This is a genomic window from Brachybacterium avium (assembly GCF_002216795.1).
Lineage (GTDB): Bacteria > Actinomycetota > Actinomycetes > Actinomycetales > Dermabacteraceae > Brachybacterium > Brachybacterium avium.
In genome coordinates this window covers 616,382-642,827 of the sequence record NZ_CP022316.1, presented here as the reverse complement: position 1 = coordinate 642,827, position 26,446 = coordinate 616,382, and the positions used below count along the sequence as shown (strand labels likewise).

The 26,446-nt window shown below is 71.4% G+C and carries 21 protein-coding genes; 14 read left to right on the top strand and 7 right to left on the bottom strand.

Translation table 11 applies throughout. The annotated features are described in order from the left end of the window. Positions 1 to 24 precede the first annotated feature (24 nt). The 4 genes from CFK39_RS02930 to CFK39_RS02915 all read right to left on the bottom strand — a co-directional run bounded on the left by CFK39_RS02930 (position 25) and on the right by CFK39_RS02915 (position 4,442). Positions 25 to 771 (bottom strand): Maf family protein, encoded by a 747-nt coding sequence (locus CFK39_RS02930; RefSeq protein ID WP_089064208.1) that lies wholly within the window; start codon positions 769 to 771, stop codon positions 25 to 27. Beyond that, the gene (locus CFK39_RS02925; RefSeq protein WP_089064207.1) at positions 768 to 2,468 is read right to left on the bottom strand and encodes a DUF885 domain-containing protein; all 1,701 of its coding nucleotides are present in this window, start codon (positions 2,466 to 2,468) and stop codon (positions 768 to 770) included. The genes CFK39_RS02930 and CFK39_RS02925 overlap by 4 nt, the downstream gene beginning before the upstream one ends. Positions 2,469 to 2,550: 82 nt before the next feature. Continuing rightward, on the bottom strand, positions 2,551 to 2,856 hold the full coding sequence (locus tag CFK39_RS02920; protein WP_089064206.1) for a hypothetical protein: 306 nt from the start codon (positions 2,854 to 2,856) through the stop codon (positions 2,551 to 2,553). Then, positions 2,853 to 4,442 carry an acyl-CoA carboxylase subunit beta gene (locus CFK39_RS02915; protein WP_089064205.1) on the bottom strand — a complete coding sequence of 530 codons (1,590 nt, stop codon included), beginning with the start codon at positions 4,440 to 4,442 and terminating at the stop codon, positions 2,853 to 2,855. The genes CFK39_RS02920 and CFK39_RS02915 overlap by 4 nt, the downstream gene beginning before the upstream one ends. A gap of 182 nt (positions 4,443 to 4,624) precedes the next feature. Here CFK39_RS02915 and CFK39_RS02910 point away from each other — a divergent pair, with 182 nt between their 5' ends. The 12 genes from CFK39_RS02910 (at position 4,625) to CFK39_RS02855 (ending at position 20,330) form a co-directional block, all read left to right on the top strand. Then, positions 4,625 to 5,533, top strand: a complete 909-nt coding sequence (locus CFK39_RS02910; protein WP_245822860.1) for a biotin--[acetyl-CoA-carboxylase] ligase — start codon at positions 4,625 to 4,627, stop codon at positions 5,531 to 5,533. Next, positions 5,530 to 6,732, top strand: a complete 1,203-nt coding sequence (locus tag CFK39_RS02905) for an adenylate/guanylate cyclase domain-containing protein (RefSeq protein ID WP_089064203.1) — start codon at positions 5,530 to 5,532, stop codon at positions 6,730 to 6,732. Before CFK39_RS02910 ends, CFK39_RS02905 begins: the two co-directional genes overlap by 4 nt. 118 nt (positions 6,733 to 6,850) lie before the next feature. Beyond that, positions 6,851 to 7,546: a response regulator transcription factor gene (locus CFK39_RS02900; RefSeq protein ID WP_089066261.1), complete on the top strand. Its 696-nt coding sequence runs from the start codon at positions 6,851 to 6,853 to the stop codon at positions 7,544 to 7,546. A 3-nt stretch (positions 7,547 to 7,549) separates the two neighbouring features. After that, positions 7,550 to 9,013, top strand: a complete 1,464-nt coding sequence (locus CFK39_RS02895; RefSeq protein ID WP_089064202.1) for an ATP-binding protein — start codon at positions 7,550 to 7,552, stop codon at positions 9,011 to 9,013. 18 nt (positions 9,014 to 9,031) lie between these two features. After that, positions 9,032 to 10,240 carry a 5-(carboxyamino)imidazole ribonucleotide synthase gene (locus CFK39_RS02890; protein ID WP_089064201.1) on the top strand — a complete coding sequence of 403 codons (1,209 nt, stop codon included), beginning with the start codon at positions 9,032 to 9,034 and terminating at the stop codon, positions 10,238 to 10,240. A gap of 77 nt (positions 10,241 to 10,317) precedes the next feature. Further along, complete coding sequence (gene purE / locus CFK39_RS02885; protein WP_089064200.1) at positions 10,318 to 10,851, top strand: 5-(carboxyamino)imidazole ribonucleotide mutase; 534 nt, start codon at positions 10,318 to 10,320, stop codon at positions 10,849 to 10,851. 129 nt (positions 10,852 to 10,980) lie between these two features. Continuing rightward, positions 10,981 to 11,664 carry an acyltransferase gene (locus CFK39_RS02880; RefSeq protein ID WP_089064199.1) on the top strand — a complete coding sequence of 228 codons (684 nt, stop codon included), beginning with the start codon at positions 10,981 to 10,983 and terminating at the stop codon, positions 11,662 to 11,664. Further along, positions 11,661 to 12,770: a DegT/DnrJ/EryC1/StrS family aminotransferase gene (locus CFK39_RS02875; protein WP_089064198.1), complete on the top strand. Its 1,110-nt coding sequence runs from the start codon at positions 11,661 to 11,663 to the stop codon at positions 12,768 to 12,770. Before CFK39_RS02880 ends, CFK39_RS02875 begins: the two co-directional genes overlap by 4 nt. A 2-nt stretch (positions 12,771 to 12,772) precedes the next feature. Further along, entirely contained in the window at positions 12,773 to 13,792 is a 1,020-nt protein-coding gene (locus CFK39_RS02870; protein WP_089064197.1) for a Gfo/Idh/MocA family protein, read from the top strand. Continuing rightward, on the top strand, positions 13,785 to 15,272 hold the full coding sequence (locus tag CFK39_RS02865; protein WP_157697038.1) for a glycosyltransferase: 1,488 nt from the start codon (positions 13,785 to 13,787) through the stop codon (positions 15,270 to 15,272). The genes CFK39_RS02870 and CFK39_RS02865 overlap by 8 nt, the downstream gene beginning before the upstream one ends. 40 nt (positions 15,273 to 15,312) lie before the next feature. Next, the gene (locus CFK39_RS16630; RefSeq protein WP_245822858.1) at positions 15,313 to 19,236 is read left to right on the top strand and encodes an ABC transporter ATP-binding protein; all 3,924 of its coding nucleotides are present in this window, start codon (positions 15,313 to 15,315) and stop codon (positions 19,234 to 19,236) included. Further along, a complete protein-coding gene (locus CFK39_RS02855) occupies positions 19,236 to 20,330 on the top strand; it encodes a glycosyltransferase family protein (protein WP_089064195.1) in 1,095 nt (364 codons plus the stop codon). Before CFK39_RS16630 ends, CFK39_RS02855 begins: the two co-directional genes overlap by 1 nt. A gap of 21 nt (positions 20,331 to 20,351) precedes the next feature. Here the strand turns inward: CFK39_RS02855 and CFK39_RS16510 are convergent, their stop codons facing one another. From CFK39_RS16510 to CFK39_RS02835, 3 genes are all read right to left on the bottom strand, one after another. Then, the gene (locus tag CFK39_RS16510; RefSeq protein ID WP_218192264.1) at positions 20,352 to 22,652 is read right to left on the bottom strand and encodes a glycosyltransferase; all 2,301 of its coding nucleotides are present in this window, start codon (positions 22,650 to 22,652) and stop codon (positions 20,352 to 20,354) included. Continuing rightward, the gene (locus tag CFK39_RS02840; protein WP_089064194.1) at positions 22,649 to 23,641 is read right to left on the bottom strand and encodes a glycosyltransferase; all 993 of its coding nucleotides are present in this window, start codon (positions 23,639 to 23,641) and stop codon (positions 22,649 to 22,651) included. The genes CFK39_RS16510 and CFK39_RS02840 overlap by 4 nt, the downstream gene beginning before the upstream one ends. Positions 23,642 to 23,760: 119 nt before the next feature. Then, on the bottom strand, positions 23,761 to 24,021 hold the full coding sequence (locus tag CFK39_RS02835; RefSeq protein WP_089064193.1) for a hypothetical protein: 261 nt from the start codon (positions 24,019 to 24,021) through the stop codon (positions 23,761 to 23,763). A gap of 169 nt (positions 24,022 to 24,190) precedes the next feature. Between CFK39_RS02835 and wecB the strand changes: the two genes are divergently transcribed. Beyond that, positions 24,191 to 25,255, top strand: a complete 1,065-nt coding sequence (gene wecB / locus CFK39_RS02830) for a non-hydrolyzing UDP-N-acetylglucosamine 2-epimerase (protein WP_089064192.1) — start codon at positions 24,191 to 24,193, stop codon at positions 25,253 to 25,255. Next, positions 25,255 to 26,445: a glycosyltransferase family 4 protein gene (locus CFK39_RS02825; RefSeq protein ID WP_089064191.1), complete on the top strand. Its 1,191-nt coding sequence runs from the start codon at positions 25,255 to 25,257 to the stop codon at positions 26,443 to 26,445. The genes wecB and CFK39_RS02825 overlap by 1 nt, the downstream gene beginning before the upstream one ends. The last annotated feature ends 1 nt before the right edge of the window (position 26,446 follow it).

Sequence of the window (26,446 nt, the reverse complement as noted above, 5' to 3'; positions counted from 1 at the left end):
GGTCGAGTCTAGTACCGAGCGGGCTCAGCCGTCGGCAGGGTCCGGCAAGACGGTGACGGGGGTTTCCTCCCACAGCTCATGGACGCCCACCCCGATCTCCCCGAGCATCCTGCGCAGCAGGGGGAGGGAGAGGCCGACCACGGCGTGGGGGTCGCCCTGGACATGCTCGATGAACGGGCCCCCGATGCCGTCGATGGTGAACCCTCCGGCCACCCCGAGCGGCTCGTCGGTGGCGACGTAGGCATCGATCTCCTCATCGGAGAGGTCGGTGAAGCGCAGCTCGCAGCTGGCCGTCGCCCCGAGAGTGGCGCCGGTGCCGCCGTCCTCCTCATCGCGGTCGTCGACCAGCCAGTGCCCGGAATGCAGGATGCCGGTGCGGCCGCGCATCGCGCGCCAGCGCTCACGAGCACGGTCCGCGGTCAGCGGCTTCCCGATCACTTCGCCGTCCAGCTCGAGCATCGAGTCGCAGCCGAGCACCACGTAACCGCCCTCGCTGCGTGCCGTCGCCGCGAGCGCCTTCTCCCGGGCCAGCAGCAGCACTTCGTCGGCGGCGGTGGGGAGGGAGTCCGGGTCCCCGGAGTCGGCTGCCGCCGCACGGGCGCGAGCGAGGATCGCCGCCTCGTCGAGGTCGACCGGCAGCGTCGAGTGCTCGATGCGGGCCGCCCGCAGCGTGGCTCGGCGCCCCGCCGAGGCGGAGGCGAGCAGCAGCAGCGGGTCATGGCCCGGGGCCTCCGCCGGCTCCGGGGCGGGAGCGGGGACCGGGGAGCTCATCGCAGCGCCTCCTCGAGGACGGACAGCGGCAGGCCACCGAGCTCGAGCGCCCGGCGGTGGAAGTCGCGGACGGGGGTCCCGGCACGCTCGGCATCCCGGCGGAGCTCCTCCCAGACCCGCTGGCCGATCTTGTAGGAGGGGGCCTGGCCCGGCCAGCCCAGGTAGCGGTGCAGCTCGAAGCGCTGCTCCGCCTCGGTCACGCCCCAGTGGGCGCTCATGAAGTCCCAGGCCTTCTCGAAGCTCCAGGCGCCACCCGCAGACCCGGCGAGGCCCTCGGGCATCAGCAGCCCGCAGTGCAGGCCGATGTCCAGCACCACACGTCCTGCCCGCAGCCGCTGCGCATCCAGCATCCCCAGTCGGTCGCCGTCATCGCCGAGGTATCCCAGCTGGTCCATCAGCCGCTCGGCGTACAGCGCCCAGCCCTCGCCGTGGCCGGAGACCCAGCACAGCATCGCCCGCCACCGGTTCAGGGTGCTGGCCTGCAGGGTCTGGGTGCCCACCTGGAGATGATGGCCGGGCACGCCCTCGTGGTAGACGGTGGTCGTCTCCAACCAGGTGTGGAACTCGGTGGTGCCGGCCGGCACGTCCCACCACATCCGGCCCGGCCGGGTCAGGTCCTCGCTGGGGCCGGTGTAGTAGATGCCGCCGGAGCCGGTGCGAGCGATCCGGCACTCCAGCCGCTGCAGCGGCTCGGGGATGTCGAAGTGGGTGCCGGCGAGCTCCTCGATCGCGCGATCGCTGAGCTCCTGCATCCACGAACGCAGCTCCTCGGTGCCGTGCAGCACGCGGGAGGGATCGGCGTTCAGCGCCCGCTTCGCGGCCTGGACCGAGCTGCCGCCGCCGTTGCCAGCGCGGTGATTGATCCGTCGGGCCACCTCCTCCTGCTCGGCGACCACGCTGCGCAGCTCCTCGATGCCCCAGGCGTAGGTCTCGTCGATGTCGATCGAGGTGCCCAGGAAGGTGCGAGAGGCCAGCGCATAGGCATCGCGCCCCACTGCGTCCTGCTCGGGGGCGTGCGGGGCGAGCTGCTCGAGCGTGTCGGCGAGGGCGAGATAGCCCTGCGCGGCAGTTCCGGCGGCTGCGGCGACGCGTTCCCGCTGCGTCCGATCGCCCACCGCGTCGCGGGCGAAGGCGGTGAAGAAGCCGTCCTCGGCGGCGTAGCCGCGGGCCTGCTCCGCGCCGAGCAGCAGCTGCCGCTTCGAGGAGAGCACGCCATGCTCGGCCGCCTCGTGCAGGGACTCGGCCCAGGTGCTGAGCGAGCGCGGCATCCCGGCCATCCGCTGCGCGATCACCTGCCAGTCCTCAGCGGTGTCGGTCGGCATCTGGTCGAGCGCATCGCGGGACTGCAGGGGCGAGGCGAGGTTGTTGACCGAGGCGATGTCCAGCCGCTGCTCGGCGCGCTCGATCTCCAGGCCCAGCCGCTCGGCGAGCGCGGCCCGGGTGATGGCGTCCACCGCATCCTCGTCCGGGACCTCGGCGGCGCGGGAGAGCAGGGTGCGGGCGGCGTCGGTGCGCTCGGAGACGGCGGCGGGGGAGTAGTCGGTGACCTCCGCGTCGTGGCCGGGAACGCCCAGAGCGGTGGCGAGGAACGGGTCCAGCCGGGCGCTGAGCTCGACGTACTCGTCGGCCAGACGGTCCAGGGCGGTGGCAGGGCGGGGCGGGGTCGCGGCCGACGGGGCGGGCGGGGTCTCAAGCATGCGGGGCAGTCTAGTGCGCGGCAGGCCGCGCCCCGTGCGGCGGCGGTGCGGACTCAAGCCTGTCGGACGGTCGGCGCCGTGCTCAGCGGTCGGAGAACTGCCAGGCGGCGGGGGAGGGGCGACTGCGCAGGCCGTGGGCGCGGGGGTGGCAGTGCACCGCGTCGTTCCAGGCGCCGGCGCCTGCGCCGCGGCCCTCGGCCAGCAGCCGCTCCTCCGCCTCGAGCCGGCTGGTCACGCTCATGGCGGAGACCACCACCGCGATGGCGGCGAGCTCGTCATCGCGCAGATAGCCGTGCACCAGGCGCACATCGGAGGGGGAGACGCCGGAGGACTCCTCGGCACCCGCGGCGCCGGCCGCGACGGGACCGAAGGACTGCGGGCCGCTCACAGCGGGATGTTCCCGTGCTTCTTGGTGGGCAGTGAATCGCGCTTGGTGCGCAGGGCGCGCAGGGCGCGAGCCACTTCGAGACGGGTCTCGGCGGGACGGATCACGCCGTCGATCCAGCCCCGCTCAGCCGCGCTGTAGGGGGTGGCGAACTGCTCCTCGTACTCGGCCTCATAGCGGGCGCGGGCGGCCGCGACATCGCCGCCCTGCTCGGTGACCTCCCGCAGATCGCCGCGGTGGAGGATGTTCACCGCGCCCTGGGAGCCCATCACCGCGATCTGCGCGGTGGGCCAGGCGAGGTTGATGTCCGCCCCCAGCTCCTTGGAGCCCATCACGATGTAGGCGCCGCCGTAGGCCTTGCGGGTGATGACGGTGATCAGCGGGACGGTCGCCTCCGCGTAGGCGTACAGCAGCTTCGCGCCGCGCCGGATGATGCCGCCGTACTCCTGGTCGGTCCCGGGCAGGAAGCCCGGCACGTCCACGAAGGTCAGCACCGGGATGTTGTTGGCGTCGCACAGGCGCACGAAGCGGGCCGCCTTCTCCGAGGCGTCGATGTCCAGCGTGCCGGCCAGGTGCGAGGGCTGGTTGGCGATGATGCCGACGCTGTAGCCCTCGACCCGGCCGAAGCCGACCAGGATGTTCTGCGCGAACAACGGCTGGACCTCGAGGAACTCCTCGTCATCGAGCGTCGCTCGCAGCACCGAGAGCATGTCGTAGGGCTGGTTCGGGGAATCGGGCACCAGGGTGTCCAGCGCGGTGTCCGAGGAGGTGAGGTCCTCCTCGAAGGGGACCGGGAACGAGGGGGCCGGGCTCAGCGTGTTGGCCGGGAGATAGCTCAGCAGATCCTTGACGTACTCGATGGCCTCGGCCTCGTCGGGAGCCATGTAGTGGGCGACACCGGAGCGGGAGGAATGGGTGCGCGCCCCGCCGAGCTCCTCGAAGCCCACGTCCTCACCGGTGACGGTGCGGATCACGTCCGGTCCGGTGATGAACATGTGGGAGGTCTTCTCGACCATCACGATGATGTCCGTCAGCGCCGGGGAGTACACGGCGCCGCCCGCGGCCGGGCCCATGATCAGGGAGATCTGGGGGATCACCCCGGAGGCGCGGGTGTTGCGCTTGAAGATGCCGGCGAACATGGCCAGCGAGGCCACGCCCTCCTGGATGCGGGCGCCGCCGCCATCGAGGATGCCGATGATCGGCACTCCCGTGCTCAGCGCGAGATCCTGGATCTTCTGGATCTTGCGGCCGTGGGCCTCGCCGAGCGACCCGCCGAAGGCGGTGAAGTCCTGCGAGTACACGCAGACCTGGCGGCCGTCGATGGTGCCGTACCCGGTGATGATCCCGTCACCGTCGGGCCGCTTGCGATCGATGCCGAAATTGCGGGCCTGATGGCGCACGAAACGATCGGTCTCCACGAAGGAACCGTCGTCCAACAGGTCGGAGATGCGTTCGCGAGCCGTCTTCTTGCCACGGGCATGCTGCTTCTGCACCGCGATCTCGTCAGCGGCGGCGACCGCAGCGGCATCGCGCTCGCGCAGGTCCTCGAGTCGCTGGGCGGTGGTGAGCGGCCGCGGGGCGTCGGTCACGGAGCCTCCTGCTGCGGCCTGCGAGGCCGCCATCTGTTCCGGCGGATGGACACCGGGATACTACGCTACCCACGCCCGACGGCGACGGCCGGTCCTGCGACCGCGCGTGGCGTCACCGGGGTGCAGAGCAGAGCGCCGGGCACGACAGGGCCGGCACCGGCGAGATGGGAGGGGGAGGCGTGATGGAACGGACAGATGCCACTGCGCACGGGCCGCTGGAGATCCTCCGCCTGGAGGAGGTGGACTCGACCCAGGACGAGGCCGCCCGCTGCGCGACCGACGGGCAGCCGGTGCCCTTCGCCCTCACCGCCCGGCACCAGCGCGGGGGTCGGGGCCGGCTGGGCCGATCCTTCGAGAGCCCCGACGGTGTGGGTCTCGCCCTCACCTACGTCCACCGCAGCCGGCTCACCCCGGACCGTCGCGGATGGTTCTCCCTGGCCGCCGGGGTCGCGGCGCTCACCGCCCTCGACCAGGTGCTGGGGGAAGCCGGGGCCGAGCAACACCGGATCGGGCTGAAATGGCCCAACGATCTGCACACCGAGGACGGCCGCAAGCTCGGCGGGATCCTCGTCGAGGGCCGCGGTCCGGACCTCGTGCTGCTCGGCATCGGCATGAACCTGCGCGGGCCGGTCCTGCAGGCCGACGGCCGGGCGGTGCCCGGCGCGGCCTGGCTGTGCGGTGTCGACGGCGTGGCGGCGGGGCACGGCGAGGAATCGGGCCGCATGCTCAGGGAGCGTCTCGAGCAAGCACTGACCGCAGCGCTGTGGACGGAGCTGGACCGGCTGGAGTCCGCAGAGGGAGACGGTGTCTCGGCGGGCACTCACGGGCGCTACACTATGACGTGCCTCACACTGGGGCGTGCGGTGCGGGTCGACCCTCTGGGGGAGACGGGGACGGGCGGAACGCACCCGCCCTCCCTGCACGGCATCGCGCAGGCGATCGATGCGCAGGGCCGTCTGATGGTCGACCTCGCGGGAGGCGGCAGGACGGCCGTGGACATCGGCGATGTGCGGCATCTGCGACCGGACGGACCCGCCCGGCCCACGACACATGATGCGATGGGCATCGAGCAGGAGGAGCACGGCACGTGAGCGGAGGCATGGAAGAGCTGGAGAGCACCACGGATCCTGCGGAGGCCCCCGCGGAGCGGGAGCCGTCGGCGCCGCAGGAGGCCGTCCCGGTGGAGACGGCGGAGCTGCCCGACCTCTCACAGGGTGAGGCCGGGGCGGGCTCCCTGGGCGATCAGGAGATCCTCGACCTGAACCGTCGCTTCGCAGCGGTGCGCCGCAGCGTCGGTGCGCTCGAGAAGATCCTGCTGCAGGGCCCGCGCAAGTACTCCCGTCGTGATCTCGCCCAGCAGCAGGACATCCCCGAACGGCTCACCTCCGTCTACTGGCGCTCCCTCGGCTTCACCCCCGTCGACGAGGACACCGTGGTGTTCACCGATGAGGACGCGTATGCGATCGGTGACCTCGCCGCGATCGTCGAGGAGGGGGTGATCAGCGAGCGCGCCTTCTCGAGCATCTCGCGCGGCATGGGCTTCCACATGGGCCGCCTGGCGATGTGGATCACGGAAGCGCTGGTGGATGAGGCGAAGTACGCCGACGGGCTCGACGACGCCCAGGCGCGCCAGCAGATGCTCGACTCCATCCCGGAGCTGCTGGAGACCTTCGAATCGCAGGTGATGTTCACCTTCCGCCGACAGCTGTCCGCCTATGCGGCCCGCGCCGGCAGCGAGGTGCTGCATCGCGACACCGACGAGCTGTTCCCGCTGCAGCGGGCCATCGGCTTCGCCGACCTGGTCCAGTTCACCCGGATCGCCCAGGACCTTCCCGGCACCGAGCTCGCCGACATGGTGGGCCGCTTCGAGTCCCTCAGCCGCGACGTCATCTCCGTCGGCGGCGGCCGAGTGGTCAAGACCGTCGGCGACGAGATCATGTTCCTGGCCGACACGCCGGAGGACGGTGCTCAGATCGCCATCAGCCTCGCGGAGGCGATCACCGAGTCCCCGGACCTCCCACCGATCAGGGTGGGCCTGGCCTGGGGATCGATGTTCTCGCGCTACGGGGACGTCTTCGGCCCGGTGGTGAACCTCGCCGCACGCATGGAGTCGGTGGCCCGGCCCGGCTCGGTGGTGGTCGACGCGGAGACGTGCACTGCGATCGAGCAGGCCCTGCCCGGTGGCTTCTCCTTCACGGACGGTGAGGAGGTCGAGCTGCACGGGATCGGTGACATCCATGTCCGGGAGATGCGGCGCGACCGCTCCGCCCCACTGGATCTGGGCCTGTGAGCGCGCCCGGTGACCTCATGGAGGTTGCTGCGCCGGATCGACCTGTGATGATGGGGCCATGCCCGACCGGACACCGGATCGGGGAAGACTCTGCCGGCATCGTCATAGGATGGACCGCGTGACACGACTGCTTCTCGTCGAGGACGACTCCGCCATCGCTGAACCGCTCTCCCGCGCGCTGGACCGGGAGGGGTACACCGTCACGCGCGCCTCCCGAGGGATGGACGCGCTGGCGATCGCCGCCGGAGCGGAGTCGATCGACCTGGTCATCCTCGATCTCGGCCTGCCCGACCTGGATGGTCTCGAGGTCGCCCGGAGACTGCGCAAGGGCGGGCTCGAATGCCCGATCCTGATCCTCACCGCCCGCGCGGACGAGGTCGACGCGGTGGTGGGCCTCGACGCCGGCGCCGACGACTACGTCACCAAGCCCTTCCGTCTCGGAGAGCTGCAGGCCCGCATCCGCGCCCTGATGCGGCGCTCCCAGGCGACGGAGGACTCCGGCGACACCTACGACGTCAACGGCGTGACCCTCGAGGTCTCCGCCCGCCGCGCCTACGCCGACGGCGAGGAGCTGAGCCTCTCCGCCAAGGAGTACGACCTGCTCACCGTCCTGGTGAGGGAATCCGGCAGCGTCGTCACCCGCGACGACCTGATGCGCGAGGTGTGGGGCGCGGAGTGGTGGGGCTCCACGAAGACCCTCGACATGCACGTCTCCTGGCTGCGCCGCAAGCTCGGCGACGACGCCACCGATCCCCGCCGGATCACCACGGTGAGGGGTGTGGGCTTCCGCTTCGAGACCGGCGCGGAGAGCTGACCCGTGCGGCAGCGCGTGCTGCAGGCCACCATCATCACCGTGCTGCTGGCCGTGCTCATGCTCGGCATCCCGCTGGGCTACTCCTGGCTCCAGCTGAACAAGCAGACCCTCAGCAACCAGGCGAACGTCATCGTGGACAAGGTGCGGGTGGACACCGAGACCCGGCTCCAGGAAGGCGGGGAGATCGACGAGACGCTGCTGCAGCGTCGTGTCGATGAGCAGTCGGACCTGAACATCGCCATCACCGTCACCTACGAGGACGTCACCTACACCGCCGGAGACCCGCCGGGGCAGGACCCTCTGAAGACGAACACCAACGGCGCCTTCGGCCAGTCCGTCTCGGTGTACATCCCGCAGTCCGACGTGCGCGCCCACACCGCGAGCGCCTGGGTGCTGATCATCGTCGCGGGACTCGCTGCGCTGTCGATCGGTGTCTCGGTGGCGCTGTGGCAGGCGCAGCGCATCTCGATGCCCCTGGCCCGGCTCAGCCGACGCGCCGAGGAGATGGGATCAGGTCGTTCGCGCGGTCCGTGGTCCGTCTCGGGCATCGCCGAGATCGACGATGTGGCCGAGGAGCTCGCCCGTTCCGGCGCGATGCTCAACGAACGCCTGGAGGCCGAGAGCCGGCTCGCCTCCGACGCCTCCCATCAGCTGCGCACGCCGCTGACCGCCCTGTCGATGCGGCTGGACGAGATCCTGGCCGTGAGCTCCGAGGAATGGGTGCGCGAGGAGGCCCGCATCTCCCTCGAGCAGATCGATCGTCTCACCGAGGTCGTCCACGATCTCATCAACGCTCCTCGTTCCTCCCAGCGCCGCACTCCGGGGGTGGTGGAGCTGCGCACCGTGCTGACGCAGCAGAGCGAGGAGTGGTCCCCGGCCTATCGTCGGGCCGGCCGCGAGCTGCGGGTGCAGGTGCCGCGCTCTGCAGCGGTCTGGGGGTCGACGGGACCGCTCACCCAGGTCATCGCGACCCTCATCGAGAACGCCCTGGCCCACGGGGGCGGACGGACCACGGTCAAGGTGCGCCGCAACGACCACTCGACCGTCGTCGAGGTCGCCGACGAGGGTGGCGGCATCGATGCGGAGCTCGGGGCCCAGATCTTCGAACGCTCCGTCTCCGGGAGCAGCTCGAGCGGCACGGGCGTCGGCCTGGCGTTGGCCCGCACCCTGGTCGAGGACGACGGCGGTCGGCTCGAACTGCTCACCGAACAGCCCGCGACCTTCGGCGTCTTCCTGATCTCCGCACCGGGCGAGGAGGACGGGGAGGGCGACTCCGAGGACCTGCGATCCGGGCGGCCCCACCGCGGCGGGCGTGAAACCCGAGCCGGGCGGAGCGGCCGCGCCCCGCGCACCGGGCGTGCCGACATGTCACCGAGCGGTGTCATCGGCGCCCGCTCCGGTGGGGACGACCTGGATTCCCTGCCCCAGGGGTCCGTGGTGCGACGCCGCCCCCGCTCCCGGGACTGACCTCGTACACTGGCCGCCGTGCCAGAGACCCCGCCCCGTCCCGTCCCGTCCTCCGCCACCTCCGATGCCGCTGCCCGCGGCGCCCGCAGCGTAGGCATCATCGGTGCCGGGCAGCTGGCCCGGATGATGCTCGGTCCCGCCATCGAACTGGGGCTGACCACACCGGTGCTGGCCACCGACCCTGCCGAGAGCGCAGCGGCTGTCGCGGCGCGGGTGAGGCTGGGAAGGCACGATGACGAACAGGCCGTCAGGGCGCTCGCCGCGGACGTGGAGGTGATCACCTTCGACCATGAGCACGTGCCCACAGAGATCCTCGGACGGCTCGAACAGGAAGGTGCCACCGCCGTGCGCCCCGGGCCCGCTGCCCTCGTCCACGCCCAGGACAAGCTGGTCATGCGCGAACGACTCACCGCGCTCGGCCATCCCTGCCCGCGCTGGTGGCGGATCAGCAGCGCGGACGATCTCGCCGCGGCGCTCGCCGAGACCGAGGGGCGGATCGTGGTCAAGACCCCGCGCGGTGGATACGACGCCCACGGAGTGCGGATCGTGGACGGCGCCGACCAGGCGGATGACTGGCTCGCCCAGCACGGAGAGCTGCTCGCCGAGGAGCTGGTGCCCTTCACCCGGGAGCTCTCCGCCCAGGTCGCGCGCCGGCCCGGAGGCGAGGCCGTGGCCTATCCGGTGGTGCAGTCCGTGCAGAAGGACGGGGTCTGCTACGAGGTGGTCGCCCCTGCCCCCGATCTCGATGCCTCCGCCCAGCAGCGGATCCAGGGCCTCGCTCTCGCGATCGCGGAGGACCTGGGAGTCACCGGGATGCTCGCTGTGGAGCTGTTCGAGACTGCGGAGGGGGAGGTGCTCGTCAACGAGCTCGCCATGCGCCCCCACAACACCGGCCACTGGTCCATGGACGGCGCGGTGACCGGCCAGTTCGAACAGCACCTGCGCGCCGTCGCCGATCTTCCGCTGGGATCCACCACTCCGCTCGCCCCGGTCTCGGTGATGGTGAACCTCCTCGGCGGCGCGGCGGAGGATCTCGCCCCCGGTGCTCATGCCGCGCTCGCCGCGAATCCCGCACTGAAGATCCATCTCTACGGCAAGTCCGTGCGGCCCGGGCGGAAGATCGGTCACGTCACCCTGGTCGGTGACGATCCCGAGGACCTGCTCGCCCGCGCCCATCGCGCCGAGCGGCTGATCATCGACGGGCCCGAGACCCCCGTGGGCACCTGACCCGCTCCCACGACCCTCTCGCGACCCGACGACCCACCCATGACCGCACGATCGCGGACCCGACGACGGAGGAACCCATGACGCAGCACCCCGGTAACGACACCGCTCCCAGCCCGCGGGTTGGCATCGTGATGGGCTCGGACTCCGACCACCCGGTGATGAAGGCCGCCGAGGAGGCGCTCGCGGAGTTCGGGATCGCCTGCTCCGTCGAGGTGGTCTCCGCCCACCGGATGCCTGAGGACATGATCACCTGGGGGCGCAGTGCCGCCGAGCGCGGGCTGCGGGTGGTGATCGCCGGGGCCGGCGGCGCCGCGCACCTGCCCGGCATGCTCGCCTCCCTCACTCCGCTGCCGGTGATCGGGGTGCCGGTGCCGCTGAAGCACCTCGACGGCATGGACTCCCTGCTCTCGATCGTGCAGATGCCCGCCGGGGTGCCGGTCGCGACCGTCTCCATCGGCGGTGCCCGCAACGCCGGCCTGCTCGCCGCCCGGATCCTCGCCGCCGGTGGGGACGCCGAGGCCGAACGCCTGCGCGCCCGGATGGTGGCCTTCCAGGCGGAGCTGCGTGAGATCGCGCTGGCCAAGGGGGAGAAGCTGCGCTCCGCGCGGTGAGCGGAGGGGCAGGCTCGCATGAACCCGGATCGATCACCGCGTGAACATCCTGTGGATGATCATCCATCCCGCGTGAGCGCGGGGCGTTCCTCCCGGACCGTCACGGCTGCTCGCGGTATCGTCGGCTGCATGAGCGAAACCCCTGCCTACCGGGTCGCCCCGGGGGCCGATATCTCGAACGACGCGACCATCGGCGACGGCAGCTCCGTCTGGCATCTCGCCCAGGTGCGCGAGGGCGCCCGCCTCGGCGCCGGCTGCGTGATCGGCCGCGGTGCCTATATCGGCTCGGGCGTGCAGCTGGGCGACGGTTGCAAGGTCCAGAACTACGCGCTGGTCTACGAGCCCGCGAGGCTGGCCGATGGCGTCTTCGTCGGCCCTGCCGCAGTGTTCACCAACGACCACTTCCCGCGAGCGGTGAACCCTGATCTCACGCCCAAGTCAGCCTCCGACTGGGAGCCCGTCGGTGTGGTCTGCCAGACCGGTGCCTCGATCGGAGCCCGCGCCGTGTGCGTGGCCCCGGTGACCATCGGGGCCTGGGCGATGGTCGCCGCCGGTGCCACGGTGGTCAAGGACGTTCCGCCGCACGCCCTGGTGGCGGGGGTTCCCGCCCGCCGGCTGGGGTGGGTCGGCCGCTCCGGTGAGAAGCTGATCCCGGCCGCCGACGGCACGGATGCCTGGGTGTGCCCGGCCACGGGGGAGTGGTACATCCCCGATGACTCCACCGGCGGGCTGCTCCTGGCCTCCGCCTCTCTGGCCGACGCGCCGCGCCCGGCCGAACTCACCGACGACGTACAGGATGGTCCCGCCGTATGAACACCGAACTTACGATGATCCCTCCGGCGAAGCCGTTGATCGGTCAGGAGGAGCGGGACGCGGTGGATCGCGTGCTGGCTTCGGGCATGGTGGCGCAGGGGCCGGAGGTGGCGGCGTTCGAGGAGGAGTTCTCGGCGGCGTTGGCGGGTGGCCGGGAGGTGGTGGCGGTGAACTCCGGCACCTCGGGGCAGCATCTGGGGATGCTGGCGCTGGGTCTGGGGGTGGGTGATGAGGTGATCGTGCCCTCGTTCACCTTCGCGGCAACCGCGAACACCGTCGCCGTGTGCGGGGCGACGCCGGTGTTCGTGGACGTGGATCCGGAGACGTTCACCATCGATCCGGCGGCGGTCGAGGCCGCGATCACTAAGCGGACGGTGGGGATCCAGCCGGTGCACCTGTACGGGCATCCGGCGCCGATGGATCAGCTGCTGGCGATCGCGGAGCGGCATGGTCTGTGGGTGTTCGAGGATGCGGCGCAGGCGCATGGCGCGACGTGGCAGGGCGCGCAGGTGGGGACCTTCGGGCAGGGCGGGATGTTCTCGCTGTATCCGACGAAGAACATGACCTCGGGGGAGGGTGGGATGGTCTCCTGCGCCACGCCGGAGATCGCGCGTCAGGTGCGGCTGCTGCGCAACCAGGGCATGGAGGCGCAGTACGCGAACGAGGTCGCCGGCTTCAACAATCGCATGACGGATATCCATGCGGCGATCGGTCGCATCCAGCTGGGCAAGCTCCCGGCATGGACGACGATGCGGCAGGAGAACGCACAGTTCTTCGATGCGAACCTGGCCGGGGTGGTGACGCCGGTGGTGCGCGAGGGGGCTACGCACGTCTACCACCAGTACACGATCCGGATCGAGGGTGCCTCGGCACAGGAGCGGGACGCGTTCGCGGCCGCGCTGCGGAAGGAGCACCTGGTGGGGTGCGGGGTGTATTACCCGACCCCGGTGCACCGGTTGGCGACCTTCCGGACCGAGGTGGATCTGCCGGTGACGGAGATGCTGGCTCGTGAGGTGCTGTCGCTGCCGGTGCATCCGAGCCTCTCGGACATGGATCGGGAACGGATCGTGGCGGCTGTGAACACTGTGGCGAAGGCGGGGGCATGAGCATGGGGACGAAGCAGACGCTGCGGGCCGGGCTGATCGGTCTGGGGATGATGGGGCGCCATCATGCCCGCAACCTCCAGTCCCTGGAGGGGGTGGAGCTGGTCGCGGTCGCGGACGCCCATGGGGATCCGCACGGCGCGGCCGCGGGGCTCGAGGTGCTGCCGGATGTGGAGTCGCTGATCGCGGCGGGCATCGACTATGCGGTGGTGGCGGTGCCCACCCAGTTCCATCGGGACGTGGCGATCGCGCTGGCGGAGGCGGGGGTGCACACGCTGGTCGAGAAGCCGCTGGCTTTCGACATCGGTGAAGCGGAGGAGATCACCGCCGTGTTCGAGAAGGCCGGGCTGGTCGGAGCGGTCGGTTATATCGAGCGGTACAACCCGGCCCTGCAGGAGATGCGCAAGCGCATCGCTGACGGTCAGCTGGGGGAGATCTATCAGATCGTCACCCGGCGCCAGGGCGGGTTCCCGGCCCGGATCGCGGATGTCGGGGTGGTCAAGGATCTGGCTACCCACGACCTGGATCTCACCGCCTGGGTGGCGCAGTCCCCGTACGCTTCGGTCGCGGCGACGTCCACGCGGCGCTCCGGCCGCCAGGACGAGGACATGGTCTCGATCGCGGGCCGGCTCGAGGACGACACGATCACCAACCACCTGGTGAACTGGCTGACTCCCTTCAAGGAGCGCGTCACCGTGGTGACGGGGGAGAAGGGTGCCCTGGTGGCCGACACCCTCAACGCCGACCTCACGTTCTTCGCCAACGCCGATGCGGCCACCAATCTGTGGGAGTCGATGGCCTCGTTCCGCGGGGTCAGCGAGGGTGACTCGATCCGGTACGCCCTGCAGCGCCAGGAGCCGCTGGCCACCGAGCATCAGGCCTTCCGCGACTCGATCGGTGGCGATGCTTCCAACATCGTCACCATGCGTGAGGGCCTGCACACCGTCCGCACCGTCGAGGCCGTGCTCGAGAGTGCGCGCGAGGGGCGCGTGGTCCGTCCGGACGGACCCGCCGGCGGTGCGTGACCGGCCCCGTCGGCTCGTCGAGCGGGTGATCCGTGTCGGGTCGCGGCTCGCCCGCCGTCTGCCCGGCGCCATCGGAGGGAGGGGCACCTATTTCTCGGCGCAGCAGCGGCTGACGGCTGACCCTCACCGCGCCGACTGGCCCCGGGACGTGGAGACGCTGCTCGCCCTCGCCGACCGCGACCTCGCCCGCGGCCGGACCGACGCGAGTCTGCGCTGGTACGACAAGGCGCTGCGCATCAGCTTCGATCCCTCGCTGCACCAGGCCGGTGGCTCTCCGCTGGCGGCCGACCCGGAGACGTTCCTGGAACCGTTGCGGAGCTCGGAGACGGGGGCCCTCATGCTGGGTGCCCCCGTCCCGGCGGCGAGCGTGCCCGTGCGCCCGGCTCCCCGGGAGCGCGGCGGCAAGCGGACCCGCCTGCTGGTGATCGCGCAGGAGAACTGGACCTTCATCCGTCCCGTCCTCGACGCCCTGCGCGGAACCGGCCGCTTCGAGGTGCGCGAGATCGAGGTCGACGATCTCGCCGGGCCGGGTTTCCCGGACCGGGAGCGGATCCTCCGCGGCCGCTACGACCTGGTGGTGTCCGGGCGACGGATGCCCACGCCGCCGGAGATGGCCGAGGCCTACGACTGGGCGGACGTGGCACTGGTGGAGTGGAGCCATCATGTCCTGACCTGGGTGACCCTTCTGGACCGTGCGCCGCGGAAGCTGATGGCACGCCTGCATCGCTTCGAAGCCTTCACGCCGTTCCCCCTGCTGCACGACCATGCCCGCATCGACCGGATGCTGTATGTCTCCCCGCCGGTGTGGAATCTGCTCCGGAGCGCCGTCCCCGCCTTCGCCGACGTCGAGGGGGTGCAGGTGGGCAACCTGCTTGCGCGGGGGCTCGGCCCGACACCCGGACCGGATCGGGATCGTCACCTGCTCGTGCAGGTCGGCTGGCTCCGGGAGGTCAAGGACGTGCTGTTCTCTCTCGAGGTCCTCGCGCGCCTGCGGACGCATGACCCCCGGTACCGTCTGCGCCTGATCGGTCCGGGGCTGCCTGCCGCCTCCTCTGCCGACGGCGCGTATCGCCGACGAGTCCGTCGCAGGTTGGAGGAGCTGGGCCCCGAGGCGGTCCAGCAGCTCGGCCGCCGCGACGACGTGCCCGCCCTGCTCGCGGGATCCGGGGTGATCCTCTCGTCCTCGCGCCACGAAGGGACCCACGAGTCCGTGATGGAGGGCCTGGCCGCGGGATGCCCAGCCGTCATCCGGGACTGGCCCGATGCGGCGGACTACGGGGGTCCGGGCACGCTCTACGACAGCGGCTGGGTGGTGGCAGACGTCCAGGCCGCCGTGCAGCGCGTGCTGGAGCTGTCCGTCCCTGAGCGCTATGCCGAGGAGAGCCACCGGGCGCGGCGATTCGCTCTCGCCCATCGCGACCCCGAGATCCTGGTCGCCGCCTATGAACGGGCGCTGACCGAGGACTCTGCCGCCGCATGAGCGCTCCGACCCGCTCTGTCGCCGCAGCGGAGCAGCAGCGATGAGCTGGGTCCTGCCCGTGCTCGCCGCGTGGGCCCTGCTCGCCGTCCCCGGTCTCTTCCTGCTGCGAACGGTCGGGGCCCGGGTGCCGGTGCCGTGGGGCGTCTCCCCGGTGGTCACGGTGCTGCTCGTCGTCGGCCTCGGGGGCCTGTTCCATGTCCTGCACATCCCGTGGAGCGCGGGGACCGTGCTGGCGGCGACGACAGGCATCTGCGCCCTTGCCGTCCTGCTGCGCCGCGCCCGGTGCCGGCGCAGCCGGGGCGCAGGACGCCATCTCGCGGAGCGGTGCGAGGACGCCGGACGACGGCATCGCGAGGACGGTCCCCGGACCGCGGCGGTCACCGCGGTCGGCGTGCTCGGGGGCCTCGCAGTGGTGGCCGCGGCCACGCGGCGGATGGGCGGGATCTCCACCCTCAACGGCAGCTACGACTCCTTCTTCCACCTCTCGGCGATCGCGACCATCCGCGATGGCGGCGATGCGTTCCTCACCACCGCCCTGGTCGACATCTACGGCACCCCCACGTACTACCCGGTGGTCTTCGACGCCCTCGCCGCGCTGCTGCCGTGGGACCCGATCCCCGCCGCGAACGCACTCCTGCTCGCGATGCTGGCGGCGAGCCCCTCGGCGGTCGGGGCAATGCTCATGATGCTCGCGCCGGCGGGACGCGCGGGCGTGGCCCCGGCCGTCCTCGCGACCGCCGCCTCGACGCTCTTCCTGAGCGTTCCGGCGATGGGGCTGGTGATGGGTCTCTGGCCGATCGTCCTCGGTGCCCTCTGCCTGCCCGTCGCGATCGGTGCGGTGCTCCGACTCCTGGAGCGGCGGCCCGGCGGGCTCGCGCCGACAGCGGTGATCGGGCACGGCGCCCTGGTCCTCGGTACCGCCCTGGCGCACCCCTCGATGCTGTTCTCGGCCGTCGTGGTGGCAGGGCTGCGCCTCCTGGTCGGCGGGGTGCTCCGGATCCTCGAGGGCCGGTATCGCCGAGGGGCGGTCCAGGTGGTCGCCGCGCTGACGGCGGCAGCGGCGTTCGTGCTCGTCTCGGGGGCGGTGCTGGGCGGGATGGACATGACCAGGTCCGCGCAGGGACGGGGGGAGGTGCTGTGGGAGATCCTCGTCGACTCCCCGCGCATCCCGGTGATCGGCGCCCCCCTGTGGCCGGTCGCGGCGATCTGGTTGTTCGCCCTGCTGGGTGCCGTGTTCGCACTGCGGGCTCGAGAGGCAGTCGGGATCACCGCCGCCACCGGAGTGGTGGCCGCAGTCGTCCTGGGCATCGCCACACAGGCCGACTCGCCGCTCGCGGCCGCCTTGGTGAACCCGTGGTACGGAGCCCGTGAACGGATCGCTCCGCTGATGATCTGCCTGCTGCTGCTCCTGCTCGCGCGGGGGATGCGAGCGCTGGCGGGCGCGGAGCGCGGTCGGGCCCATGCCCTGCTGGCCCCGACCGGCACCCTGCTGGTGGTGCTCACCGTCGTCGCCGGGGTGCTCGCGCCGTCCCGGCTGCCGCTGATGGGATCGCTCGCGTACACGGCCTACGGCGTGCAGCTGTCCCCGTACGTCACGCCGGAGGAACGCGCGTTCATCGAGCGCACCGCCGCCGAGCTGCCGCAGGACGCGGTGGTGCTCGCGGACCCGCTGGACGGCGCACCGCTGTACTGGTCGGTCGGCGGGATCAAGACGGTGTTCCCGACCATGTCCCAGCCGCTGACCCCGGAGGCCGCCCTCCTGGCACGGTACGCTCCGCGCGTGGACGCGCCGCAGGCGAACGCGCATGCAGAGGTCTGCGCGGCCGCGGCACAGATCGGCCCCACGCACCTGTACCGCGACACCTCCGAGCACAACGGACGGGCGATGAACCCGGAGGCCTCTGCACGGTGGAGTGGCGTCCATGACATCCCCCGCACCGGCTCACGCTGGTCGCCGAGGATGGACCGTACGCTCTGTACGAGCTGGATCTCGCCTGTTGAGCGGGCACCGGACACGCCGGTGCCGAGTCCCGCACGGAGGGCGAGCATCGATGACCGAGGAGAACACCCCATGAAGCAGACCATCCGGATCGTCCGGCGCACTCTCTCGGTGCTGCCCCGGGACTCCCGACGCTTCCTGGTCACCTTCGGTCTGGTCATGAGCGTGCTGGCACTGCTGGACGTGGTCGCCCTGGGCGCGATCGCGCTGGTGATCCCGGCCCTGATGTCGCCGGGGACCACCGTCACGATCCCCGTCGTCGGCTGGCGCCTGCAGACCTTCGAGGAGATGATGGTGATGGTCGCGGCCTTCGTCGGGCTGATCATCATCAAGAGCTTCCTCAACCTGCTCACGATCCGGATCGCCACCCAGCGCTTCGCGCAGCACGAGGTCGCGATCGGCCAGCAGCTGTTCCGCTCCTACATGTCCGCCTCCTGGGTGGACCGCACCTCGAAATCGACCCAGGAGATCATCCGGATGGTCGACTCCGGGGTGGCTGCCGTGGTGGCGAACGTGCTCATGCCCTCGATGACCGTGGTCGCGGAGTTCGCCACGATCTCCGTGATCAGCATCGGCCTGGTGATCGTGGACTGGAAGATCGCCCTGGCGACCTTCGCCTATCTCGGCATGATCGCCCTGGTGCTCTCCCGTGTGGTCACCCCGCGGGCGGTCGCCAACGGGTCGAGCAACCGTGACAACTCGCTGCGGGTGGTACGGCTGCTGGGCGAGGTCCTCGCCTCCCTGAAGGAGCTGACGCTCAAGGGCAACGAGGGAGAGGTCGCCGACATCGTCGCCGAGCGGCGCGCGACGGCCTCCCGCACCCGCGCCTTCGCGCAGTACTACAACCAGATGCCCCGCTTCGTGCTGGACGCCGGGATGGTCGGCGGCTTCGTCGTCGTCGGCGGTGTCGGCTACCTCTCGGGCCTGCCCGACGATGCGCCCGCCACCGCGATGGCCTCGGTCGCGCTGTTCGCCGTGGCCGGCTTCCGACTGGTGCCCTCGCTGACCCGCTTCCAGTCCACGCAGAACCGGATCCTGACCAACGCGGCGTTCGCGGACTACATCATCGACGACATCGAGTTCGCCCGGGAGGCCGTCGCACGGCAGGAGGAGCCGGACAGCGGCACCCTCGCGCCGGGGCTGCACGACATCGTCCTCGAGGACGTCGCCTTCACCTATCCGGGACGGGAGGAGCCGGCGGTCGACGGCGTCTCCCTGCAGATCCCGGCCGGATCGTCCGTGGCTGTCGTCGGGACCTCCGGGGCCGGCAAGTCGACGCTGGTGGACCTGCTGCTGGGCCTGCTCACCCCGAGCTCCGGCCGGATCCTCATCGGCGGCACCGACATGACCACCGTGCTGCGTCAGTGGCGCACCTCGGTCGGGTACGTGCCCCAGGAGGTCGCGCTGTTCGACGTCTCCGTCGGCGAGAACGTGGCACTGACCTGGGAGCCCGATCAGGTCGACGCGCAACGGGTGCGCACCGCCCTGGACCGGGCGCAGCTCCTCGAGGTGATCGAGGCTCGCCCCGAGGGGATCCACGGTCGACTCGGAGAGCGGGGGGCCACTCTCTCGGGCGGGCAGCGCCAGCGCATGGGCATCGCGCGCGGGATGTACTCCGAGCCCACCGTGCTGGTGCTCGATGAGGCGACCAGCGCCCTGGACACCAAGACCGAGGCGGCGGTGACCGACGCGATCCGGGATCTCGGCGAGGACGTCACGACCATCACCATCGCCCATCGCCTGGCGACCATCCAGCACAGCGACATCGTGTTCTACATGTCCGAGGGAGCGGTCGCCGCCGCCGGCAGCTTCGACGAGGTCGTGGCCGCCGTCCCCGCCTTCGCGGAGCAGGCCGCGCTCGCCGGGCTCACCGGGGGCGGCGGGTTCCTGCCGAACCCGCAGGACGACGGCGAGGTGCAGATCGATCCACCCGTCGAGGCACGAGGCCCGGGAGAGGGCTCCTGATGCCGACGATGCTGTTCCACGCCCCGTACCCGATCCACGGGAGGCAGACGGGCTCCGGCGTGCGGCCCGCGAAGATGCGCCGAGCCTTCGAGGACGCCGGCTTCGACGTCCTCGAGATCGCCGGGCACGGCGCGGAGCGTGCGCGGGCGCTGCACCGGCTCCGCCGGAGCCTGCGGCGGGGCCTGGAGCTCGACTTCGCCTACGCGGAGAACTCGACCATGCCCACCCTTCTCACCGAGCCGCATCATCTGCCCACGCATCCCGCGGTGGACCTCATGCTGCTGGGCCTGCTGCGCCGCCATCGCGTCCCGACCGGTCTGTTCTATCGCGACGTCTACTGGCGGTTCCCGGCCTACCAGGCGGACGTCGGCCGACTGATCGCGACCGGGACGAAGACCCTCTACCGCGCGGAGCTGCTGGCCTACCGCGGGCTGGACCGGGTCTACCTGCCCTCGACCAAGATGTCCTCGTTCGTGCCGTGGATCCGGCAGGAGCAGGTCGCCGAGCTCCCTCCGGGGGCGGCGATCCATGACAGTCGTCGGGACCCCGACGGCGAGCTGACGCTCCTGTACGTCGGCAACGTGTCCGACTACTACCGGATGCACGAGCTGTTCCGGGCGGTGGATGCCACGGACGGGGTGAGACTGCTGTTCTGCACTCCGCGCGAATCGTGGGAAGCGGTGGCGCACGAGTACCCGCTCGCGAATTCGCAGCGGATCGAGATCGTCCATGCGCGGGGTGATGAGCTGCTCCCGCTGTTCGCCCGGGCGCATCTCACGCTGCTCACGGTGGAGCCCGCCCAGTACCGGGACTTCGCGGCGCCGGTGAAGCTCTTCGAGTACATCGGTCACGGGAAGCCCGTGCTCGCCACGGAGGGGACCCACGCCGGTGAGCTCGTGGAGCGGATCGGGGCGGGACGCCAGGTCGCCTATGCGGCGTCGGCCATCGCCCGGCTCCTGGTCGAGCTCCGGGAGGACCGGCGCACCCTCGTGGACATGACGGACCGGGTCGAGCAGGTTCGTCACGGTCACACCTGGCAGGCACGTGCTGAACAGGTCGCCACCGATCTCCGCGGCGGACGTTCCGGGAGCTGACCCGGCAGCGGGCACCGGGGCTCAGTCGGGGCCGCCGCGCCCCGCTCGATCGGCGAGCGCGCGCACCGCGGTCTCCCAGGCCGTGCTCTGCCGTTCGGCCGCCAGGTCGACGGCGTGGTGGTCGCTGCTCGCCTTCGCCGCCTGCACTGCGGCGGCATCCAGGCCGCGCAGCGTCTCCGCCAGATCGTCGGCACCGAATCCGGCGGTGACCGCGCCGAGGTCCCGGTCCTCGACCAGGCTGCGCATCTCCGGGGTCGGCGAGACGACCAGTGCCAGGCGGGCCTGCACGAAGTCGAACACCTTGTTGGGCAGGGCGTTGGCGAGGTTGAACGTGGTGGGAGGGCAGACGAACACCCCGATGTCGTACGCGTTGAGCACGGCGTGGAGGTCGTCGTACGGGACGGCGTCGTGCACCCCCACGCGTCCTGCCGGGAGCTGGGCGGCCTGGTCGCGCAGACGCTCCACATAGCCGGGATCGCTGGGGACCAGGTACAGATCCAGCGTGGCGTCGAGGGCGGTGTCGCGCATCGCCTCGATCATCAGGTCCAGTCGCCGTGACGGCATCGCACCGCCCGAATGCACGATCCGCAGCGGCTGCCCTACCGGCGAGGGCGAGAGCTCCTGGAAGGGGGCGGCATTGGTGACCACCTCGGCCCGGATGCCGAACTCCCGCAGATACTCCTGGGCCAGACCAAGACCGACGGTCGTCACCGAGTCGGCACGGGTGACGTAGGTGCGGCAGATCCACCGCAGGTACGGGGCCACGAACAGCCGCCAGGCCGGTCGGTCCTCCTTCTGGCGCGGCGCGTACTCGTGCAGATCGGCGTGCACGCCGCCCCGCGGGTCCAGGGAGAGGGCGAGGGGGACGGTGTCGACGTCGTCGGCGAGGACCACATCGGTCCGCGGAAGGCCCTGTGCCATCACCCACGCCACGACCTCCTGTTCCCAGTACGCCCGGCGGTACCGGCCGGAGAGGACCAGTGCCTTGTCCAGCCGCCACTGCTTGAGGTCATCGGGGATCCGCAGGTGCCAGGTCGATCCCTCCGGGCAAGGACCGTAGCCGCAGGTGAGCACCCGATACTCGGCAGCGAACATCCGTACCTGCTTGAGCACCCGGGCATCGCGGGAGATGTCCGAGAAGGAGATCACCAGCACTGAGGGGCGGGGGTCCGCCCCGTCCGCCGCGGCAGGCGCATCCGCAGCGGCCGGCTGCGCCGGGGTGGCAGTGCCGACGGTCCGGGCGAGGCGGTGCACGCGGGCGTACCCGTCACCGACCGTCCGGGCGGAGAAGTCGTCCCCGATGGTGTCCGCGATCTGCTGGGCATCCAGGGTGCGGGTCCGGGCATCGAGGTCCCGGATCGCCTCGGCGTAGATGCTCGCCTCCTGCACCTCGACCAGTGCGCCGACCTCCGGCCGGACGTATTCGCCCTGCCCGCCGGTGGCACCGAGCACGACGGGGCGGCCGGAGACTATCGCCTCGGCGGCGGAGACGAAGAAGTTGTCCGCTCGGGTGGGGCCGAAGAACAGGTCCGCCCGGGCGAGCGCTGCGCGGACACCGGAGCCGTCCACGGTGCCCGCCAGCTCCAGGCGCCCGGCGACCCCGAGCTCCGTGGCCCGGGCCAGGGTCTGCTCACGCAGCGGCCCCTCTCCGAGCCACTCCAGGTGCACGTCCAGACCGTCCTCGACGAGCCGCGCCAGCGTCTCGACGGCGACCAGGGGATCCTTGCGGGGGATCAGACCTCCGGTGGAGACCAGGCGGAGGGTGCCGTCGGTGCGGTCACGACGGGGCGGCACCGGGCCCGGCTCGACGATGCAGGGGACCACGTCGGTGGGTCGGTCCCCGCGCACGGCACGGATCGGACGCGCCAGGAACTCACAGACCGCGGTGACCCGGTCGGGCAGTCTCAGCAGCCGCGACAGCGCCGGCAGGCCCAGCTGCGCCGGCTTCGGCAGGGTCTCGGGCGTGGTCAGGGCCGACCAGTGCTCGGTATGGACCCAGGGCACCTGCGGGCGGCGCACGGCGAGGGGGAGCAGGGCCGAGAATGCCATCGAGTGCACGAGGCCCGTGCCCCGGAGAGCCTGCTGCAGCTGCCGCGCGGCCTGCACCACCTGGTCGGGACGTCGGGGATCCATCGGGATGCGCAGCACCTCGATGCCCTCGTGGACGAGGCGACGGGTCCCATCGTCGTCCCCCGGGGGCACCAGGTGGACCAGCCGCACGTCCTGATGACGGGCGAGGGCTCGGGTGTCGCGGACCACGAAGGAGCCGCGCGAGGGGGCGACGGTGGTGGGGAACCACGTGGTGACGACGGTGACGTTCATCGGGCGCCCGCCGAGACGTTCCGGAGCACCCGGCGGTACATCGCCGTCATCCCCTGGATCTCCCGCTCCCACGTCAGGAGCGGAGCAGCGGCCACTGCGCGCTCCCGGTACGCCTGAGGCGCCTCGAGGATCGCTCGCAGCGCATCGGCGAGATCCTCCGGGCTGGAGCCGCGGAACACCTCGCCGACGCCGAGCTCCTCGACCACGGCGCTCATGTCGGGAAGGTCGGCCGCGGCGATCGGGAGACCGGCCCGGATCGACTCGAACAGCTTGTTGGGCAGAGCGAACCGATAGGACAGGCAGATCGGCCGGACGTGGACGACCGCCACGTCCCCGTCCGCGAGGGCACGGGACACCTCGGCGGGCGGGACGGCACCCACCAGATGCACCCGATGCTCGACGCCGAGGGTGCGGGCCTGTCCCCGCACCTCCTCGAGGGCTGCCTCCTCGCCGTACCCGAGCAGGACGAAATGCACGTGGTCGTCCAGATGCGGCAGCGCGGCGAGGGTCTCCTCGATGCCACGGGCCGTGGTGATCCTTCCGCCGTAGGCGATGACCCGGTCCTGCGGTCCGAGGCCGGCCCGCTCGCGGAGCACCCCTGTGCGTCGATCGGGCGGGCCGTCGGCCACCGGGATGTTGCGGACCAGAGACGGTGTCTCGGCCAGGCGGTACGTCGACTGCAACCAGTCGGCGATCGAGGGGGAGACGGTGAGGACACCGTCCACCAGACGGATGCCCACGCTCTCGGTGATCCGCTCGACCAGCGGTGCCAACAGGCGCCCCGGACGCACGTTGCGGTGCCGCCACAGCTCGTGCGAGTCGTAGATGATCCCCACCCGGGAACGGGACAGCGCGCGAATGGCCAGTGCGGGAACCAGGGTGTTGGCATCGTTCGCATGGACCACGTCAGGTGCGAGACGTCGACCGGCGCGCGTCGCGTTCGCCCAGTAGGTGCCGAGCGCCATCGTGCGATAGGCGCGCTCGCCCACCGAGCGCAGGCCACGCAGGACGCGGGTCCGAGCTCCCGAGAAGCGGCTGTTCCGCGCCGTCGGCGTCGAGGACCGGGGCGCGGTCGTACCCTCGTCCACCGTCTCGGCGCCCTCGCTGATCAGCCCCCGCCACCAGGGGCGAGCGCAGGCAGGAGACGCTCGACCGCGAACTCCGGGACCCGCTCGAGCAGAAGACCGTCGCGGAGCGCCGCGACCCCGGCGGTGCGCCCCAGTTCCCGACGCTCCACAGCGATGATGCGAACCTGGTAACCCTCCTCACGCAGGGAGGCGGACTCCTTGAGGACCCGGGAGTCGTTGGCGCAGTCGTTGTACACGAGCACGGCGACACGGGGGTCCGCCACGCGCTGGTCTGACGTCATGCGAGTTCCGTTCTCGAGCCTTGCACGGAAGCGATCCGCGCCGTCCTCAACCGTGCCATGGTGTGCCGAGCAGGGCCGGCGGTTGGCTATCGTGGAGCACGCCCACCATACCGTCGACCCGCCCCGTCCTGACGGGGCCCCACCGGTGCCAAGAGGAAGAGATCCCTCCATGAAGATCCTGTCCGTCGTGGGCGCGCGCCCGCAGTTCGTCAAGCTCGCAGCCCTCGCCGACGCAGCCGCCCGAAGGGATGATATCGAGCATGTGATCGTCCACACCGGTCAGCACTACGACGCCGCCATGAGCGACGTCTTCTTCGCAGATCTGCGCATTCCCGCTCCGGACGTGAACCTCGCCGTCGGCTCCGGCAGCCACGGTCGCCAGACCGGTGCGATGCTGGCCGGGATGGACGAGGTCCTCGAGGAGCACCGACCGGACTGGACACTGGTCTACGGCGACACCAACTCCACTCTGGCCGGCACCCTCTCGGCGGTGAAGATGCATCTGAAGGTCGCGCACCTCGAGGCCGGGCTGCGCTCCTTCAACCGCCGCATGCCCGAGGAGCACAACCGCGTGCTCACCGACCACGCCGCCGACCTGCTGCTGGCCCCCACCGAGGTCGCTCGCGAGCATCTCGCCGCAGAAGGCCTGGCCGCACGCACCGTGGTCACCGGGGACGTGATGACCGATGTCTGCCTGCGCGTCGCCGAGTCGGTGCGCGGCACCACGCCCCCGCTGCCCGCGGGCATCGACCCCGAGGCGCCCTACGCGGTCGCGACCATCCACCGCGCGGACAATACCGACGACCCCGCGCGGCTGGCCGCGATCATCACCGCCCTGCAGGGGCTGGACGTCCCCCTGGCACTGTTCGCCCACCCACGGCTGATCGCCCGCGCGCGAGCGGCCGGGATCGAACTGGCCGGAGGCGCCGTGCACGTCGGCGAGCCCGTGGCCTACCCGGATCTGATCGGCGCCGTGCAGCACGCCGCGGCCGTCGTCACCGACTCCGGTGGCCTGCAGAAGGAGGCCTATCTGCTGGGCACCCCGTGCTCCACGATCCGCTCCGAGACCGAATGGGTGGAAACGCTCGAGAACGACTGGAACCGTCTGGTCACCGACCCGCGGGAGCTGACCGGAGCCGTCACCCGGCCCCGGCCCGAGGCCGCGAGGCCCCCGTACTACGGAGACGGCCGCGCCGCCGCTCGCAGCATCGACGCCCTGGCGGAGCACGCCTGATGGAGCGCTCGCGCACGCCGCGCCGCAGGGTCGGACGACCACCGCACGTCGTCGTCGCCACCCGCGTCTACTCTCCGGAGCCCGCTGCCGCCGCGTTCCGACAGGAGGCGCTGGTCCTCGCGCTCGAGGAGGCCGGTGCCGAGGTGACCGTCCTGACCACGACGGTCCCCGGTACCGGCCCTGTCCGCTCCGCGGCCGGGAGGGTCTCGCGCTGGCCGGTCAAGCGCGACCGCCAGGGTCAGGTGCGCGGGTACCTCTCCTATCTCAGCTTCGACGTCCCGCTCGCCCTGCGGCTGCTGCTGCAGCGGCCGATGGATGCCCTCGTGCTGGAGCCGCCGCCCACCACCGGGCTGGTCGGCATGGTCGCCGCCGCGATCCGCCGAGTGCCCTTCACCTTCTACGCGGCGGACGTGTGGTCCGATGCGACCGACAGCGTCGAGGGGGTCCCGCCCCTGGTGCGACACGCGGTGCGCTGGGCGGAGAAGTCCGTGTGGACGCGTGCCGCCCATGTGCTGACCATCTCCCCGGGCGTGCAGCACCGTCTCGAGGAGCTCGTGGGGGAGAGGGCACACACGACGATGGTGGGCAACGGCATCGACACCGGGACCTTCACCGACCGCGGGGAGGACGGCGGGCAGGAGGGCCCGTACTTCGTCTACGCCGGTACCGTCTCCGAATGGCAGGGCGCGGACATCTTCGTCGACGCCTTCACCCGCGTGCGAGCGGCCCATCCCACGGCACGTCTGGTGTTCTTCTCCGAGGGGTCGGGGCGCGATGCGCTCGAGGCCCGGGTACGTGCCGAGGGCACCGAGGGCATCGAATTCCATGATCGGATACCTCCCGCGGAGGTCGCCGCTCATCTGCGGGGTGCGATAGCCGGCCTGTCCTCGATCACCCCTGGGCAGGGCTATGAGTTCGCGCTGCCCACGAAGATCTACGCGGCCACCGCGACCGGCACTCCGGTGATCCACGCGGGGGAGGGTGCGGCCCACGATCGCATCGTCGGTCACGACCTGGGATGGGCGTGCGATTACGCTCCCGACGCGGTGGCGGAGGTCATGGACCGGGCCCTGCGGGGTGAAGGGACTCCGGCACCGGAGCAGCTGCGCGCCTGGACCCTGCGGAACGCTTCCCTGGCCGGCTGTGCGAAGCAGGCGGCGGAGCAGGTGATGGGGGACCTGCGGCACTGAG

Bases quoted from the DNA above. Each gene is read 5' to 3' on its own strand.
- CFK39_RS02930 (WP_089064208.1), bottom strand. From the start codon at position 771: ATGAGCTCCCCGGTCCCCGCTCCCGCCCCGGAGCCGGCGGAGGCCCCG.
- CFK39_RS02925 (WP_089064207.1), bottom strand. From the start codon at position 2,468: ATGCTTGAGACCCCGCCCGCCCCGTCGGCCGCGACCCCGCCCCGCCCT.
- CFK39_RS02910 (WP_245822860.1), top strand. From the start codon at position 4,625: ATGGAACGGACAGATGCCACTGCGCACGGGCCGCTGGAGATCCTCCGC.
- purE (WP_089064200.1), top strand. From the start codon at position 10,318: ATGACGCAGCACCCCGGTAACGACACCGCTCCCAGCCCGCGGGTTGGC.
- CFK39_RS02880 (WP_089064199.1), top strand. From the start codon at position 10,981: ATGAGCGAAACCCCTGCCTACCGGGTCGCCCCGGGGGCCGATATCTCG.
- CFK39_RS02875 (WP_089064198.1), top strand. From the start codon at position 11,661: ATGAACACCGAACTTACGATGATCCCTCCGGCGAAGCCGTTGATCGGT.
- CFK39_RS02870 (WP_089064197.1), top strand. From the start codon at position 12,773: ATGGGGACGAAGCAGACGCTGCGGGCCGGGCTGATCGGTCTGGGGATG.
- CFK39_RS16630 (WP_245822858.1), top strand. From the start codon at position 15,313: ATGAGCTGGGTCCTGCCCGTGCTCGCCGCGTGGGCCCTGCTCGCCGTC.
- CFK39_RS02855 (WP_089064195.1), top strand. From the start codon at position 19,236: ATGCCGACGATGCTGTTCCACGCCCCGTACCCGATCCACGGGAGGCAG.
- CFK39_RS16510 (WP_218192264.1), bottom strand. From the start codon at position 22,652: ATGAACGTCACCGTCGTCACCACGTGGTTCCCCACCACCGTCGCCCCC.
- CFK39_RS02835 (WP_089064193.1), bottom strand. From the start codon at position 24,021: ATGACGTCAGACCAGCGCGTGGCGGACCCCCGTGTCGCCGTGCTCGTG.
- wecB (WP_089064192.1), top strand. From the start codon at position 24,191: ATGAAGATCCTGTCCGTCGTGGGCGCGCGCCCGCAGTTCGTCAAGCTC.
- CFK39_RS02825 (WP_089064191.1), top strand. From the start codon at position 25,255: ATGGAGCGCTCGCGCACGCCGCGCCGCAGGGTCGGACGACCACCGCAC.